The following is a 16,465-nucleotide window of genomic DNA, read 5'->3' as shown; positions in this document are numbered from 1 at the left end:
TCTGATTATCTTAGTTAAGTTCAAATTCTTTTCTAATGTTAGATAGCTTCGTTCTTACAGAAGCGTCTACTTGCTGGTCACCTACTCTTAGGACATACCCTCCCAGAATTTCTGGTTTGATACTTGTTTCAATATCAAAAGTTTTAGAGTGGTCTACCAATGAAGATCCTTTCAGGATATCTTCGATATTTTGTTGTGTAAGTTGAGTAGCAGTAACCAAAGAAATTCTTTGTACACCATTCAGGTCTTCCACATTATTGATATATTCTTGTGCAATACCTTTAAGCTGGTTTTCTCTACCTTGCTTAATAGTTAATGCAATAATATTTCTGCTGGTTTGAGAAAACTGTGCAAAAATCTGTTCAGTAACACTAATTTTCTTTTTTGCCTCAATAAAAGGGCTATCGAAAAATTTATTAAGTTCCGAAGAAGCATTTAAAACTTTTACAACATCCTTCATCTCAGCAAAAACAGAAGCTGTATTTCCTGTTTCCTGAGTAAAGTCTAACAGACCTTTTGCGTATCTCTTTGCTACCTTGGATATACGCATATTAGTTTAAGTTAGATTTATTAAGAATATTTTCTACTAATTGGTTCTGAGCGTCGTTGTTATCAAGCTTTTGCTTAAGGATAGACTCAGCGATATTTACAGAAAGCTCACCAATCTGAGATTTGATATCTGCCATAGCAGCATTTTTCTCAGCATTAATGGTTTGTCTTGCCTGCTCAATCATTTTATCACCTTCAGTTTTTGCAGCATCCTTAGCTTCACCAACGATTTTGTCTTTAATCTCTCTTGCTTCTTTAAGGATAGCATCTCTTTCGATTTTAGCTTCACGAATAATTCTCTCGTTGTCTGCCTTTAGGTTTTCCATTTCAGCTTTCGCTAATTTAACCTGGTTAAGAGCATCTACGATATTCGTTTCTCTTGTATTAATTGCAGAAAGAATTGGCTTCCATGCAAACTTACCTAGTAAGATCACTAAAATTAAGAAAACTACTGTAGTCCAGAATATGTTACCGATTGAAGGAGTTAATAAATCCATTTATAATATTTTTATACTATTCAGTTTAATTTTTCAAAAGTAAAAGAAATTCTGCAAACCAACCGTTTACAGAATTTCTAGATTTTTCTTATCCGTTACCTAGCATTGCTACTACGATACCGAATAGACCAGCACCCTCGATAAGAGCTGCTGCGATAATCATTGCAGTTTGGATTTTTCCTGATTGCTCTGGTTGTCTTGCAATAGCGTCCATTGCGTGACCACCGATTTTACCAATACCTAATCCAACTCCTAGAACTGCTAATCCAGCTCCGATTGCTGCGATACTACCTGTCATAACTTTATAATTAAAATGGTTGTTTTATAATTTATTTTCTTATTTCTAAAATCTTAGTGTGCGTGGTGTGGCTCTTCAACTGCCATACCGATAAACAATGCTGTTAACAATGTAAAGATATAAGCCTGTAATGCTGCTACCAATACTTCAAGCACGTTGATAAACAATGTTAGTGCTACTGATACCGGAGCTACAGCGTAAGACTCCATAATGAAGATTAATGATACTAAACTCAGGATTACGATGTGTCCTGCAGTCATGTTAGCAAAAAGACGAATCATTAATGCAATTGGTTTAGTAAACATACCCAAGATCTCCACAGGAACAAGGATTACATATACTAATAATTTACCTGCCCAAGGCATATTGTTTCCTAACGGGTCAAAGATGTGAGACCAGTAAGTTTTTCTACCGTTAACATTCACTATAATGAAAGTAAGAACTGCCATTACCATAGTGAAAGCGATATTTCCTGTTACGTTAGCTGATCCCGGAAGTAATCCTAAGATATTCATCAACCAGATGAAAAGGAAAAGCGTTACTAAATAGGGAACAAATCTCTTATATTTAACAGAACCAATATTTTGTAAAGCGATTTCATCACGTACAAAAATAATAAGTGGCTCGATAAATCTTGCAATTCCTGAAGGAACCTGAGATTTTTTATAGCTACCTCTTGTTGCAAATGCAATCAATATAAGGATAACTGCCGCTAATAACATCTGCGCAACAACTTTTGTGATTGAAAAATCCAGAGGTTGTGCATTTGTAGGGTGCTCTTCGTGCATGTTAAGCGTACCCGCAGCATCAGTTTTATAAATTTTATTATGGTAAAGCTTATAATAGTTACCATCTACTTCAGCTACTTCATCTTCGTGATGACCGAACTTTGCAGAAGAGAAGACTTTTAGTCCGTTATCTAACAAAATTATCGGAAGCGAAATACTTACTGAATTTTCACCTTCTCCCCAGAAATGCCAAGAGTGGGAATCCGAGATATGGTGCATAATATCTGGCACAGGGTTATACTTCTCAGGCTTTTGCTGACCCTCTGTGGAAGAGGCAAATACAAGTCCTGCGACTAAAAACGTAAGCAAATAAAGGATCTTCTTTACATTCATACCAGAATTCTAAATTTTTTGCAAAAATAAGGATTTAAATGACATATCAAAGCGTGTCAGATTTATTTATTTTATGATTTTTATCCTGTATTCTGATTAAAGCAACAACTAAAGCTGTTTCTACAAGCAGGTAACACCAGTAAAAACCAAAATACAACATCAGGTTTTGCTTCATCTCCGGAAACTTGTATGCTAAAAATATAACTCCGCCCATTTTCACAATAAGAAAAGCCACATATACATAAGCAATAAGTTCTTTTTTAATAAGGCTAACACCTATAATACTAGCCAAACTAAGAAAATGAAGAAAGAAAAACAGGAAATGTAGTTTATAAGATACAGTTATACCTTGTTGTGCCAACAAAAAATTAACACCAAAAGCAGCTGCACTAAAAACTAAAAACAAAACAAATAACAATAAGCTTTGTGAAACCTTATTTTTCATAGCCGCAAAGATGCTATTTTATTTTTTAACTTCCTATTCTGATAAAAAAGACAGGAGAAAATCATATTTTCTATTATCAAAAAGAGATACTACAAAACACAATACTACCTTATCAAGGTTACTATAAGGCCTAATAGAAATCATGACAAGGTTTACCCACCGAAAATAAAATTAAGATTTTACAACAAAAAAAGACTGCTTCTTTCGAAACAGTCTTTTTTTTATTTTATTGATAAATATGATTTTAATCTCTTCGTCCGCCCGAAAGCATAGAAGCAAAGTACAGCAACTGAGCCAAAGACCCCAAAGCCGCGACCACATAAGTTCTTGCCGCCCATTTTAATGAATCCTGCGCAGCATCCTGTTCATCTACAGTTACCGTTCCACTCTTTTCAAGCCATTTCAAAGCTCTGTTACTTGCATCATACTCTACCGGCAAGGTAACGAATGCAAATACTGTTGTCACAGCAAATAGTAAAACACCCAGCGCCAACAATGTTTTATTTCCACTGGAAGCCATTACAATAATCCCTGCGAATAAAACAAACTGTAATAATCTGGAACTAATATTCACTACAGGAACAAGCTTGGACCGCAGCCTTAACATAGAGTAACCCTCCGCATGTTGTATTGCATGTCCACATTCATGAGCCGCTACTGCTGCTGCTGCCGCATTCCTCTGCATGTATACCGCTTCTGATAAATTTACTGTTTTATTAGTAGGATCATAGTGATCCGTCAACTGTCCGGGAACTGAAGTTACAACGACATCCCGAATCCCATTCTCCGCCAGCATTTTTTCAGCAATTTCTTTGCCCGACATATGATTGCGCAATCTCAGTTTTGAATAATAATCAAACTTCGATCTGAGCCTGTTTTGCACAATTACGCTGGCTATGAATATGATTAATAATATAAAATAATAACTAAGCATTTGTGTAATTTCTGTCTAAATCTTACTTCCTATGAAGGAAAAAACCATGCCAAAAACAAGGTAAAAAAATGCAATTCTTTATATTTGCAGAAAATTAAAATAAACATGTCGGAAATCTCCCTTAAAAAAGTCATTAATGATAAAATGCTTACAGATTTTATTCAGTTTCCGATGACACTATATAAAAACAACCCTAATTATGTTCCTGCATTAATAAATGATGAGAAACAAATATGGGAACCAAAAGAAAACCCAGCGCTCGCTTACAGTGAAGCCGAGCTATATCTTGCTTATAAAAACAATCAGGTTGTTGGCAGAATAGCTGTGATGATTAACCACAAAGAAGGCCAGGAACTGGGGATCCATAAAGTACGTTTTGGATGGATCGATTTTATTGACGACATTAATGTTTCTAAAGCTCTTATAGAAAAAGCTACAGAATATGCCAGACAGCATAACATAAATAAAATTGAAGGTCCTATGGGCTTTACCAATCTTGACAAAGCAGGAATGTTGACAATGGGCTTTGACAAGCTAGCAACCATGATCGGCATCTATAACTTCGATTACTACCCACAACATCTGGAACAACTAGGACTGGTAAAAGAGAAAGAATGGGTAGAATTTGAACTTGCTTTCCCTGAAGTATTGAGTGAAAAGGTGATTAAGTTCAACGATCTTATCAAAGAAAAATACCAGCTAAAGGTCCTTAAATTTAATAACAAAAAAGAGATACTTCCTTTAGTAGAACCTATGTTCCAACTTCTGGACGAAACCTACAAAGGACTATCTACCTACACCCCTATCACTCCGCAACAGATCCAAACATATAAGGAGAAATATTTCGGCTTTATAGATAAAGATTTCATTGTCTGCATTACAGATGCCAATGACAAACTAATTTCCTTTGCTATTACCATGCCTTCATATTCCAAAGCTTTACAAAAAGCCAACGGAAAGCTTTTCCCATTTGGATGGTGGCATTTCTTACAGGCAGGCAAGAAAAATGATCGCGCCAATTTCTACCTGATAGGTATACACCCGGAATATCAACGCCGTGGAGTAACTGCTATTATCTTCAAAGAAATTTATGAAATTTTCAAGAGGAAAGGTGTGAAATTTCTGGAAACAAATCCCGAACTTGAGGAGAACAAAAACATTCAGCTTCTATGGCAGGATTACAGTCCGGTAAATCATAAAAGAAGAAGAACCTACAGCAAAGAATTTTAATCTATTAATTTCACAAGACAAAAGACATGAAAAAGCAACTTATCATATACGCTATACTTATTGTTATCTTCTTTGCTTACAACCAGTTTTTCCGTGTAAAAGACGATCAGCTTAATGATTTAATTAACATTATTTTCTCCAGTTTTTTATTCCTATACATCGCATACATTGCCTTTGTGATTTTGAAGCGTTTAAAAGGCAAAAAGTAATTTATTTTTAATCATTCTAAATTACCTTTTCCGCTGGCTTTCAGCGAGAAACATTGCCTTTGTAATTTCAATTTTCCCTATAATTTTAGTATTATTGCAAGTTAGTAATTAAGATATTATGAACTTGCCAGAAAATTATATCCCAATATTAATACAAGCTGCTGTAGCACTTGGGTTTGTGATAGTTACCATTATCGCATCCAGCTTATTGGGACCTAAAGTAAAAGGAGAAGTAAAAGATCAAGCTTTTGAAAGTGGTTATACGTCTGTAGGTGATGCAAGAACGCCTTTTTCTGTAAAATATTTTCTTACTGCAATCCTTTTCGTACTATTCGATATCGAAATAGTATTCTTCTATCCTTATGCCGTTAATTTCAGAGAGTTTGGCGTGGAAGGCTTCATGGCCATCGTAACGTTTGTGGCGATCTTCTTCATTGCATTTTTCTATGTATTGAAAAGAGGCGCATTGGACTGGGATAAATAATTAAATTTTTAATCAGAAGATTAAAACAAAAAAGAGATGTCAAAAGAAGTTAAAATATTAGAAACTCCTCCTCCAGGCCATGCCGGAGAAGGTTTTTTTGCAACGAAACTAGACAGCCTTATTGGTATGGCCAGAGCAAATTCTCTTTGGCCGCTTCCGTTTGCTACCTCTTGTTGCGGAATCGAGTTTATGGCGATGATGAACCCTACTTATGACCTTGCCCGTTTTGGTGGTGAGCGTATGGTATTCTCCCCTCGTCAGGCTGACATATTATTAGTATGCGGAACCATTTCAAAAAAATTGGCTCCAATTTTAAAAACAGTTTACAGCCAGATGGCAGAGCCTCGTTGGGTAGTAGCTGTAGGTGCTTGTGCTTCCAGTGGTGGAATATTCGATACCTATTCTGTTCTTCAGGGAATCGACAAAGTAATACCTGTAGACGTTTACGTTCCTGGATGCCCTCCAAGACCTGAACAAATCTTAGAAGGCTTTATGCAGGTTCAGGCGATTGCTAAAAGCGAAAGCCTTAGAAGACGTGATCTTCCGGAGTACAAAGAACTATTAGAATCTTATAACATTAAATAAGCCCATGGAACTAACAAATGAATTAGTACTTGAAGCCATTTCAAGAGAGTTTCCTGAAGCTGTTCTAAACTCATCAGAACCTTACGGGCTTCTGACAATTGAGCTAAAGAAAGAAGAGACTAAAAAGGTTATCCACTATCTTAAAGAATCTTCATACGAATTTATATTCCTTACCGATATCTGTGGAGTTCATTACCCGGATAATAAGGAAAAGGAATTAGGAGTAGTTTACCACCTACATAGTTTGGTAAATAACTTCAGATTGAGACTGAAAACTTTCATGCCAAGAGAAAGTGCCGCTATAGAAACCATCAGTGATCTTTATTCCGGAGCCAACTGGATGGAAAGAGAAACTTTTGATTTCTATGGAATAGACTTTAAAGGACATCCGGATATGCGTCCTATTCTAAACATGGAAGATCTGGGTTATCACCCTATGCTGAAAGAATATCGCCTTGAAGACGGAACACGTACAGACAAGAACGATTCAATGTTCGGAAGATAATTTATAAATGATTAATGATGATTGATTGCTGATCCAAAAATCAATTATCAATTATCGCCCATCAATTATAGCGAAATGAAAGATAACAATTTATCAAATATACTTAGCCAATACGAGTCGAAAGAGCAAATCGACCAACAGCTTTATACGCTAAACCTGGGACCAACCCACCCGGCGACACACGGTATTTTCCAAAATGTACTGACTATGGACGGAGAAAGAATTCTTCATTCAGAACAGACTGTTGGTTATATCCACAGAGCTTTTGAAAAAATTGCTGAAAGAAGACCTTATGGCCAGATAACAACTTTAACAGACAGATTAAATTACTGTTCTGCCCCGATCAATAATTTCGGATGGCACATGACAGTTGAAAAATTAATCGGTTGCGAAGTTCCTAAGCGTGTAGACTATATGCGTATTATTATGATGGAACTTTCCAGAATTGCAGACCACATGGTATGTAACGGTGTTATTGGTGTAGATACTGGTGCTTTAACAGGATTTACTTATTTGTTCCAGGTACGTGAACAAATTTATGATATATATGAGCAGATCTGCGGCGCCAGAATGACAACTAACATGGGAAGAATCGGAGGTTTTGAAAGAGACTTCAGTCCAAAATTCCATGAACTGCTAAGAGATTTTCTTAAAACTTTCCCTAAGAAATTTGGTGAATACCAAAGTCTAATGGAAAGAAACAGAATTTTCATGGATCGTACTATTGGTACAGGAGCAATTAGTGCAGAAAGAGCGCTAAGCTATAGCTTCACAGGACCAAACTTACGTGCTGCAGGTGTTGATTATGATGTAAGAGTAGCACAGCCATATTCTTCATATGATGACTTCGACTTCATCGTACCAATTGGTACTGCCGGAGATACATACGACAGATTCATGGTTCGCCAGACTGAGATTATGGAAAGTTATAAGCTTATTAAAAACGCTTATGAAAATCTTCCTCAGGGATCTTACCACGCAGATGTACCAGATTTCTACTTACCAGAAAAGGCAGACGTGTACACCAAGATGGAAGCTCTTATTTATCACTTCAAGATTGTTATGGGTGAGCAGGATATTCCTGTAGGAGAAGTATACCACAGTGTAGAAGGTGGAAACGGAGAACTAGGTTTCTATATGATTAGCGACGGAGGCCGTACACCTTACAGATTACACTTTAGAAGACCATGTTTCATTTACTACCAGGCATACCCTGAAATGATACGTGGCTCTTTAATTTCTGACGCAGTTGTAACATTAAGTAGCCTTAATGTAATTGCAGGAGAATTGGATGCATAAAAGAATTATAAATTTTGAATTATAAATTATAAATTGATTTTTAGACTGCTGAATTCATTTCAGAATTTAAAATCTAAAATCTAAAATTTCAAAAATGAGCGAAACAATTGCTTTTAAACCTGAAGTTATAGAACAGGTAAATAAAATTATCGCAAGATATCCGGAGGGCAGACAAAAATCAGCTCTTATTCCTTTGCTGCATGTTGCACAAAAAGAGTTTGGCGGCTGGCTGGATGTTCCGGTAATGGATTACGTTGCAGAGCTGCTTAACATAAGACCAATCGAGGTTTATGAAGTAGCTACTTTCTATACGATGTTCAACATGAAACCTGTTGGTAAATTTGTACTGGAAGTATGCAGAACAGGTCCTTGTATGTTGAAAGGAAGTGATGATATATTAGATCATATCCGTACAACACTGAACATAAAGGACGGAGAAACAACCGAAGACGGTCTGTTTACCTTAAAGCCGGCAGAATGTCTGGGGGCTTGTGGTTATGCACCAATGATGCAGTTAGGGAAATTTTATCATGAAAATTTAACAAAAGAAAAGGTAGACGAAATTCTTGAACTTTGCCGTCAGGGAGCTGTTGCCTTAGATTAAAAATAATAAAATGAGTAAAAAACTTTTACTTAAAGACGCTCATATAGAAGGTATCCGCTACTTCGACACCTACAGAAAGCAAGGTGGTTACGATGCAGTAGAAAAAGCCTTAAAAATGACACCGGACGAAATTCTGGAGGAAGTAAAAGCTTCCGGACTTAGAGGTCGTGGTGGAGCAGGTTTCCCTACAGGGATGAAGTGGAGCTTCCTGGCTAAGCCAGATGGCGTTCCTAGACACTTAGTTGTAAATGCTGACGAATCTGAACCGGGAACTTTCAAAGACCGCTATTTAATGGAATTTCTCCCTCACCTACTAATCGAGGGTATGATTATTTCATCTTTCTGTTTAGGTTCCAATGCTTCTTATATCTATATCCGTGGAGAATACTCATGGATTCCTGATATTCTTGAAGAGGCAATCGAGGAAGCTAAAAAAGCAGGATTCTTAGGTAAAAATATTTTAGGAACAGGTTACGATTTAGAAATCTACGTACAAAGAGGTGCAGGTGCTTATATCTGTGGAGAAGAGACTGCTCTTCTTGAATCTCTTGAAGGTAAGCGTGGAAATCCTCGTTTGAAACCACCATTCCCGGCTGTAAAAGGTTTATGGGAAAGACCAACTGTGGTGAACAATGTGGAATCTATCGCAGCAATCGTTCCGATTATCAATATCAGCGGAGCAGAATATTCTAAAATTGGTGTAGGCCGTTCTACAGGTACAAAACTAATTTCTGCGTGTGGTAATATCAACAAACCTGGTGTTTATGAAATTGATATGACCATTACGGTAGAAGAATTTATTTATTCTGACGAGTATTGTGGTGGTATTCCAAACGGAAAAAAGCTTAAGGCTTGTATTCCTGGAGGATCATCAGTTCCAATTGTTCCGGCAAACCTTTTATTGAAAACCATCAATGGCGAGCCTCGTTATATGAATTACGAGAGTTTAGCGGACGGAGGTTTTGCAACAGGAACAATGATGGGGTCTGGTGGTTTTATCGTATTGGATGAAGACCAGTGCGTTGTAAAACACACTCTTACATTAGCAAGATTCTATAACCACGAAAGTTGTGGACAATGTACACCTTGTCGTGAAGGAACTGGCTGGATGTACAGAATATTGAAGAAAATTGACAGCGGAAAAGGAACAATGGAAGATATCGACCTACTTTGGGATATCCAACGTAAGATTGAAGGGAACACTATTTGTCCGTTAGGAGATGCAGCGGCTTGGCCTGTTGCAGCAGCTATTCGCCACTTCAGAGATGAATTCGAATGGCATGTGAAGAACCCCGAACTTTGTTTAACCCAAAACTACGGACTGGCACATTATGCGGATCCGTTACCAGCTCCAGCTGTTACAAATTAATAAATTGCTAGAAAGATAATGAAGAAGTTTTTTGCGCTTGCAGTACTATTTTTAGGAACAAGTTTGGGTTTTTCCCAAAGTCTTGACAGCAATACAGGTATTGTAGAAAAGCCTACTCCTCTAACGAAAAAAGGACAAATGTTTGTTTTCTTTGGATGGAACAGAGCTGCTTTTAGTAATTCCGATATCCGTTTTTCAGGAAATGGTTATAACTTCCAACTAAACAATGTATCAGCACAGGATAGACCAACTAAATTCGGAATCGTTTATTTTAACCCGGGATGGTTTACTGTAGTACAGTATAATTTCAGAGCAGGTTATTTTATTAAAGACAATTTAGCGATTGTTTTAGGAATTGATCACATGAAGTATGTGATGGACCAAAACCAGACTGTGAATTTCTCCGGACACATTTCCGATCCGAAATATGCAGGAATGGTACAAAACGGACAGGTAAATTTACAGGACGAACAATTCCTGACTTTCGAGCATACAGATGGTCTTAATTATGAAAACTTAGGTATTGAGAAATACCAAAAGATCAGTACCAGCAAAAACTGGGATATTGTATGGTCTTATGGAGTTGGAGCAGGTTTTATGTTTCCGAAAAGTAATGTGAAACTATTCGGAAATGAGAGAAGTGACCGTTTCCATGTGGCAGGGATAGGTACAGATGCCAGAGCGAGTATCAACCTTGTTTTTGCTAAACACTGGATGCTTCGTTTAGAAGGAAAAGCCGGTTATATCAACATGTGGGATATTAAGACAACATTAAATAATAAGCCAGACAAGGCTCAACAGGATTTTGTTTTCGGACAGGTTCTTGCCGGAATTGGTTATACATTTAATACAAAGAAGAATAAATAACAAAGCCTATTGCTTCATGCATATAGCTTAAAGCATATAATATGAGCGAAGAAATAAAAAAATTCAAAATAACCATCGACGGACAAACGACTGAGGTTGCTCCGGGCACTACTATTTTGGAAGCAGCCAGACAAATCGGAGGAAAGTCTGTCCCGCCAGCAATGTGCTATTACAGCAAACTGGAAAAAAGTGGTGGACGTTGCAGAACTTGTCTTGTAGAGGTATCTAAAGGTTCTGAAGCAGATCCAAGACCGATGCCTAAGCTAGTAGCAAGCTGCCGTACAACTGTAATGGATGGTATGGAAGTGAAGAATCTTGAATCTCCTAAAACACAGGAAGCAAGACATGCTGTAACCGAATTTTTATTGGTAAATCACCCATTAGACTGTCCTATCTGTGATCAGGCAGGTGAATGTCATTTACAGGATTTAAGTTACGAAAATGGTCTTCAGGAAACTCGTACTGAGTTTGAAAGAAGAACTTTTGACGCCGATGATATCGGACCATATATAAAGCTGAATATGAACCGCTGCATCCTTTGTGCACGCTGCGTTCTGTTAGCTGATCAGTTAACTCCGGAAAGAGAACACGGAATCCTGTTCAGAGGAGACCATGCTGAAATTTCTACTTACCTGAACAAAGCTTTGGATAATGACTTTATCGGAAACGTTATCGATGTATGTCCTGTAGGAGCTTTAACAGACAGAACATTCCGTTTCGCAAGCCGTGTATGGTATACCAAGCCGGTAAATGCAACTTGTAAGTGCGAGAAATGCAGTGGAAAAGCTGTTCTTTGGATGAAGGGAGACGAGATTCTTCGTGTTACAGCAAGAAAAGATATCTACGGAGAAGTAGAAGAATTTATCTGTAACGACTGTCGTTTCGAAAGAAAAGATACGAAAGACTGGACTATAGAAGGACCAAGACATATCGACCGTCATTCTGTAATTTCAACGAACAAGTACGGAACATTGCAAGATTCATATAAGCGCATTGATTCTGAAACCGTAATAGAAATAGATAGCAAACACGAAAAATAGACCATGACAAATATTCTTTTTACAACAATACTTATCGTTATTCTGTTTGTGTTATGCATCGCAGTTGCTGCTTACTCAACATGGGCAGAGCGTAAAGTTGCTGCTATTATGCAGGACAGAATCGGGCCTAACCGTGCGGGACCATTTGGTCTTTTGCAGCCATTGGCAGATGGTGGTAAGCTTTTCTTCAAGGAAGAGTTTATGCCGAAAAATGCCGAGAAATTTTTATTCATCCTGGCACCAGGCCTTCTGATGTTTATATCCCTGATTACGGGAGCGGTTATCCCTTGGGGAAAATCATTAAACATTGGTGGTGAATCTTTGCCTGTGCAGGTAGCAAATATCGATGTTGGAGTTCTTTTCCTTATCGGTATGGCTTCTACTAGTGTTTATGCAATTATGATTGGTGGATGGGCTTCCAATAACAAATTTTCATTGATCTCTGCAGTAAGAGCATCTTCACAGATGATTTCTTACGAATTGGCAATGGGTCTTTCACTTCTTTCTATAGTATTAATGAACGGATCTCTGGATCTTCGTGTTATTACAGAAAACCAAGCCGGATGGGGCGGTATGAAGTGGAATATCGTTCTTCAACCTGTAGCATTCATTATTTTCTTTGTTTGCTCCCTTGCAGAATGTAACCGTGCACCTTTTGACTTAGCAGAATGTGAATCTGAACTTGTTAATGGATTCCACACTGAATACTCTTCTATGAAATTTGGATTATTCCTTTTTGCGGAATATGTTAATATGTTTATTTCTTCAGCACTTATCACTACCCTTTTCTTTGGTGGTTACAACTATCCTGGAATTCAGTGGGTTGGTGAAAACTGGGGAGAAAATGCTGCTGGAATTATCAGTATCGTAGCCTTTTTAGCTAAAGCTTTCTTATTTGTATTCATTTTTATGTGGATAAGATGGACTTTACCAAGATTCCGTTACGACCAGTTAATGCACTTAGGATGGAAATCTTTCATCCCGTTAGCGCTAATTAACTTATTGGTAACTGGTGCAATATTATTGTTTGTATAAAACAATTTTGGATTTTGAATTATTAAATTTTGAATTAGTGGTGAAGGAAATAAATTGGAAGAAAGAAGGCTAAGCTCTGAACTCTGAAAACTAACCTCCGACATCTGATAATTACAATAAGATGAAACTAACGAACAGATCAAAAGTAGTCTCCAATAAAGAGATGACTTTAGCCGAAAGAAGTTATCTGCCTGCCATTTTCAAAGGTATGGGGATTACGCTGAAGCACGCTTTCCAGAAAAATAATACTTTCAGCTATCCTGAAGAAAGAAGGATTTTTGCAAAAGTATGGCGTGGTCAGCATGTCCTGAAAAGAGACGATGAGGGTAGAGAACGTTGTACGGCCTGCGGTCTTTGTGCTGTAGCTTGCCCTGCAGAAGCCATTACAATGACTGCTGCAGAAAGAACAAAAGAGGAAAAGCATCTATACCGTGAGGAAAAATATGCTTCAGTATATGAAATCAATATGCTGAGATGTATTTTCTGTGGATTGTGTGAAGATGCATGTCCAAAATCAGCAATTTATTTAACAGACAGATTGGTAGATGTAGAAACTAACAGAGGTTCTTTTGTATACGGAAAGGACAAACTGGTAGAAGATATGAACAACCGTATCGATATTTCTGATCGTCAAAAGAAATCTTATAACCAACCGGAATAATGGAGCAGTATATTTTTTATTTTGTAGCACTGTTAGCGTTAGCCAGCGCTGTTTATATGGTTTTTGCAAGGAACCCGTTATATAGCATCTTATCTCTTGTTATTACGTTCTTCTCTATTGCAGGAATGTATATTTTGCTGAATGCTCAGTTTTTAGGGATTGTACAGATCATTGTATATGCAGGTGCCATCATGGTACTTTTCTTATACATTCTGATGATGCTGAATCTGAACGCAAAAGACGAGTCCAGTAAGAAGAACTATATGAAATTCATCGGGATTATTTCCGCAGGAATATTATTAACAGGATTATTAGGAGCCTACAGAGGTATCCAGGGAACTGCAAAAGTAGCTGTTTCCGACAATGGTGTAGGTCTTACCAAAAACCTAGGGAAATTATTGTTTAACGAGTATGTATTGCCATTTGAGCTTGCGAGTGTATTAATTCTTACCGCAATTATCAGTGCAGTATTAATCGGTAAAAAAGATATATAAAATGGGAGAAGTAACTAATTCGATGTTACAGGCTGTTCCGATAGAACATTATATTATTCTATGCAGTCTGTTGTTCAGTTTAGGTGTTTTAGGAGTATTAATCCGTAAAAATGCGATTATTATTCTTGGATGTGTTGAGCTAATGCTGAACTCTGTAAACCTACTGTTAGCTGCTTTTTCAGCATACAAAGGAGATGGGCATGCTCAGGTATTGGTATTCTTCATCATGGTGGTTGCCGCAGCCGAAGTTGCTGTAGGATTGGCAATCTTAACGATGATGTACAGAAACACCCGTTCTGTGGATGTAAGTGTATTTAACAAATTAAAAGGATAATTGCTGATGGATAATTTGATTATAGCTATACTTATTTTACCGTTAATAGGATTTCTGATTAACGGCTTATTCGGAAAGCATTTGCCTAAAGTAGTAGTGGGCGGACTAGCAACTCTTGTTGTTTTTGTTTCGTTTGTTCTGGCTGCTTCAATTTTCTCCGATTATACTGCGGACTCTTCTGTTACTATTGTACGTTTGTTCAAGTGGTTTCAGATTGACGGAGTTCCAATTAACTTTTCATTACAAATAGACCAATTATCATTGATGATGGTATTAATCATCACCGGAATTGGTTCTTTAATACACCTGTACTCTATTGGCTATATGAGCCATGATGCAGGTTTCTACAAATTCTTCACTTACCTTAACCTGTTTATCTTCTCCATGCTTTTATTAGTAATGGGAAGTAACTACCTAATCCTTTTCATAGGATGGGAAGGTGTAGGAGTTTGTTCTTATTTACTAATCGGTTTCTGGTATGATAACGTAGAATATGGGAAAGCTGCAAGAAAAGCTTTCATTATGAACCGTATTGGTGACCTTGGTTTACTAATCGGTATCTTCGCTATCGCTTACCAGCTTAACGCAATCGATTATCTGACAGTTGCTCAGAATGCTTCTAAGTTCGAATACAATGGTGGTATTATTCTTTTCATCACTGTATCTCTGTTTATTGGAGCAATGGGTAAATCTGCACAGATTCCGTTATTCACATGGTTACCGGATGCAATGGCAGGTCCAACACCGGTATCTGCACTAATCCACGCTGCAACAATGGTTACAGCTGGTATCTACTTGGTTGTACGTTCTAACTTCTTATATACGTTGGCGCCTAGTACAATGGAGTTCATTATGTACATCGGTTTAGCAACTTCTTTAGTTGCATCGTTCATTGCACTAAGACAGAACGACATCAAAAAGGTATTGGCATACTCTACTGTATCTCAGTTAGGTTTTATGTTCATCGCTTTAGGTGCAGGATCTTATACAACAGCAATGTTCCACCTGATGACACACGCTTTCTTTAAAGCTTTATTATTCTTAGGATCAGGTTCTGTAATCCACGCAATGAGCGGAGAGCAGGATATGAGACACATGGGTGGTCTGAGAAAGAAAATCCCGGTAACTTACTGGACATTCCTTATCGGTACCCTTGCTATTACAGGTTTCCCTTTCTTATCGGGGATGATTTCTAAAGATGAAATCCTTGTAACTGCATTTGCTAAAAACCCTGTAGTATGGTTCTTTACTTTTGTAAGTGCTGCCATGACTGCTATCTATATGTTCCGTCTTTTATACCTTACTTTCTTTGGAGAGTTCAGAGGATCAAAAGAACAAGAACATCATTTACATGAAAGTCCGCTGAATATGACTTTACCACTAATTGTACTGGCTATTCTTTCAGTTGTTGGAGGTTTCTTCAACCTTCCGCACTTTGTTTCCCATGATCATTCTCAAAAACTGGCACACTGGCTAAACAAAGTAATCATCTCTCCGATCGAATTACCGGAAGTAAGCGTAGCTACAGAATGGATTTTATTAGCCATTACTGTTGCCATGTTCTTTATTGTATGGTTTATTGTAAGAAATACTTATGTAAACAAAAAGAAAATGGCATTACCAGACAGCAAATATGTTGGATGGGAAAGACTTTCTGCTCAGAAGTTAAAAATTGATGAGATTTATAATGCAATGATTGTAAAGCCTATTGAAGGAATGGGTAAAGCAGCATCAATGTTTGATAAAGCTGTACTCGATCGTATTGTAAACTTTGTTGCAAACGGAGCTGAAGATTCTGGAAAATCTTTCAAGCGCCTTCAGAATGGAAATGTAGAAACTTATGTGCTGATTATGTCATTGGCCGTAGGGATTATATTAATTGTTAACTTTTTATTGAATTCATAA

21 protein-coding genes are annotated in these 16,465 nt (G+C 37.4%); 15 read left to right on the top strand and 6 right to left on the bottom strand.

From position 1 onward, the window contains the following. Positions 1 to 10: 10 nt before the first annotated feature. From atpH to C8J95_RS08335, 6 genes are all read right to left on the bottom strand, one after another. The gene (atpH, locus tag C8J95_RS08360) at positions 11 to 550 is read right to left on the bottom strand and encodes an ATP synthase F1 subunit delta (protein WP_107807930.1); all 540 of its coding nucleotides are present in this window, start codon (positions 548 to 550) and stop codon (positions 11 to 13) included. A 1-nt stretch (position 551) separates the two neighbouring features. Then, positions 552 to 1,046, bottom strand: a complete 495-nt coding sequence (locus C8J95_RS08355; protein WP_059154203.1) for a F0F1 ATP synthase subunit B — start codon at positions 1,044 to 1,046, stop codon at positions 552 to 554. Between the two features lie 88 nt (positions 1,047 to 1,134). Beyond that, complete coding sequence (atpE, locus tag C8J95_RS08350) at positions 1,135 to 1,344, bottom strand: ATP synthase F0 subunit C (protein WP_009087709.1); 210 nt, start codon at positions 1,342 to 1,344, stop codon at positions 1,135 to 1,137. Between the two features lie 53 nt (positions 1,345 to 1,397). Continuing rightward, positions 1,398 to 2,465 carry a F0F1 ATP synthase subunit A gene (gene atpB, locus C8J95_RS08345; RefSeq protein WP_107807929.1) on the bottom strand — a complete coding sequence of 356 codons (1,068 nt, stop codon included), beginning with the start codon at positions 2,463 to 2,465 and terminating at the stop codon, positions 1,398 to 1,400. Positions 2,466 to 2,511: 46 nt separating this feature from the next. After that, positions 2,512 to 2,910, bottom strand: a complete 399-nt coding sequence (locus C8J95_RS08340; RefSeq protein WP_107807928.1) for a hypothetical protein — start codon at positions 2,908 to 2,910, stop codon at positions 2,512 to 2,514. 244 nt (positions 2,911 to 3,154) lie between these two features. Then, positions 3,155 to 3,844 (bottom strand): zinc metallopeptidase, encoded by a 690-nt coding sequence (locus C8J95_RS08335; protein WP_107807927.1) that lies wholly within the window; start codon positions 3,842 to 3,844, stop codon positions 3,155 to 3,157. A gap of 105 nt (positions 3,845 to 3,949) precedes the next feature. On the opposite strand from C8J95_RS08335, the gene C8J95_RS08330 reads away from it, so the two are divergent. From C8J95_RS08330 to nuoL, 15 genes are all read left to right on the top strand, one after another. Further along, a complete protein-coding gene (locus C8J95_RS08330; RefSeq protein WP_107807926.1) occupies positions 3,950 to 5,074 on the top strand; it encodes a GNAT family N-acetyltransferase in 1,125 nt (374 codons plus the stop codon). A gap of 26 nt (positions 5,075 to 5,100) precedes the next feature. Continuing rightward, positions 5,101 to 5,283, top strand: a complete 183-nt coding sequence (locus tag C8J95_RS08325) for a hypothetical protein (RefSeq protein ID WP_009087720.1) — start codon at positions 5,101 to 5,103, stop codon at positions 5,281 to 5,283. Between the two features lie 118 nt (positions 5,284 to 5,401). Continuing rightward, entirely contained in the window at positions 5,402 to 5,767 is a 366-nt protein-coding gene (locus C8J95_RS08320; protein WP_009087723.1) for an NADH-quinone oxidoreductase subunit A, read from the top strand. 36 nt (positions 5,768 to 5,803) lie between these two features. Continuing rightward, positions 5,804 to 6,352: an NADH-quinone oxidoreductase subunit B gene (locus C8J95_RS08315; protein ID WP_009087725.1), complete on the top strand. Its 549-nt coding sequence runs from the start codon at positions 5,804 to 5,806 to the stop codon at positions 6,350 to 6,352. Positions 6,353 to 6,356: 4 nt separating this feature from the next. Next, positions 6,357 to 6,857 carry an NADH-quinone oxidoreductase subunit C gene (locus C8J95_RS08310; RefSeq protein WP_059323514.1) on the top strand — a complete coding sequence of 167 codons (501 nt, stop codon included), beginning with the start codon at positions 6,357 to 6,359 and terminating at the stop codon, positions 6,855 to 6,857. Positions 6,858 to 6,932: 75 nt separating this feature from the next. Continuing rightward, positions 6,933 to 8,156, top strand: coding sequence for an NADH-quinone oxidoreductase subunit D (locus C8J95_RS08305; RefSeq protein WP_059154209.1), 1,224 nt, complete (start codon positions 6,933 to 6,935; stop codon positions 8,154 to 8,156). A 94-nt stretch (positions 8,157 to 8,250) separates the two neighbouring features. Further along, a complete protein-coding gene (nuoE, locus tag C8J95_RS08300) occupies positions 8,251 to 8,760 on the top strand; it encodes an NAD(P)H-dependent oxidoreductase subunit E (protein ID WP_034868788.1) in 510 nt (169 codons plus the stop codon). A gap of 10 nt (positions 8,761 to 8,770) precedes the next feature. Beyond that, complete coding sequence (gene nuoF / locus C8J95_RS08295) at positions 8,771 to 10,129, top strand: NADH-quinone oxidoreductase subunit NuoF (protein WP_107807925.1); 1,359 nt, start codon at positions 8,771 to 8,773, stop codon at positions 10,127 to 10,129. A gap of 18 nt (positions 10,130 to 10,147) precedes the next feature. Then, positions 10,148 to 10,996 carry a hypothetical protein gene (locus tag C8J95_RS08290; RefSeq protein ID WP_107807924.1) on the top strand — a complete coding sequence of 283 codons (849 nt, stop codon included), beginning with the start codon at positions 10,148 to 10,150 and terminating at the stop codon, positions 10,994 to 10,996. Positions 10,997 to 11,037: 41 nt separating this feature from the next. Continuing rightward, positions 11,038 to 12,036: a 2Fe-2S iron-sulfur cluster-binding protein gene (locus C8J95_RS08285; RefSeq protein ID WP_059323516.1), complete on the top strand. Its 999-nt coding sequence runs from the start codon at positions 11,038 to 11,040 to the stop codon at positions 12,034 to 12,036. Positions 12,037 to 12,039: 3 nt separating this feature from the next. Beyond that, on the top strand, positions 12,040 to 13,071 hold the full coding sequence (gene nuoH / locus C8J95_RS08280; RefSeq protein ID WP_034868783.1) for an NADH-quinone oxidoreductase subunit NuoH: 1,032 nt from the start codon (positions 12,040 to 12,042) through the stop codon (positions 13,069 to 13,071). A gap of 121 nt (positions 13,072 to 13,192) precedes the next feature. After that, positions 13,193 to 13,732, top strand: a complete 540-nt coding sequence (locus C8J95_RS08275; RefSeq protein ID WP_034868781.1) for an NADH-quinone oxidoreductase subunit I — start codon at positions 13,193 to 13,195, stop codon at positions 13,730 to 13,732. Next, positions 13,732 to 14,226: an NADH-quinone oxidoreductase subunit J gene (locus C8J95_RS08270; RefSeq protein ID WP_034868780.1), complete on the top strand. Its 495-nt coding sequence runs from the start codon at positions 13,732 to 13,734 to the stop codon at positions 14,224 to 14,226. The genes C8J95_RS08275 and C8J95_RS08270 overlap by 1 nt, the downstream gene beginning before the upstream one ends. 1 nt (position 14,227) lies before the next feature. Then, on the top strand, positions 14,228 to 14,560 hold the full coding sequence (nuoK, locus tag C8J95_RS08265) for an NADH-quinone oxidoreductase subunit NuoK (protein ID WP_009087746.1): 333 nt from the start codon (positions 14,228 to 14,230) through the stop codon (positions 14,558 to 14,560). Positions 14,561 to 14,566: 6 nt separating this feature from the next. Beyond that, entirely contained in the window at positions 14,567 to 16,465 is a 1,899-nt protein-coding gene (gene nuoL / locus C8J95_RS08260) for an NADH-quinone oxidoreductase subunit L (protein ID WP_009087748.1), read from the top strand.

Source organism: Elizabethkingia sp. YR214, from assembly GCF_003058195.1.
In the GTDB taxonomy this organism is placed as follows: domain Bacteria; phylum Bacteroidota; class Bacteroidia; order Flavobacteriales; family Weeksellaceae; genus Elizabethkingia.
Note: the sequence above shows the minus strand (reverse complement) of the source record. Positions and strands in the feature narration are given on the sequence as shown.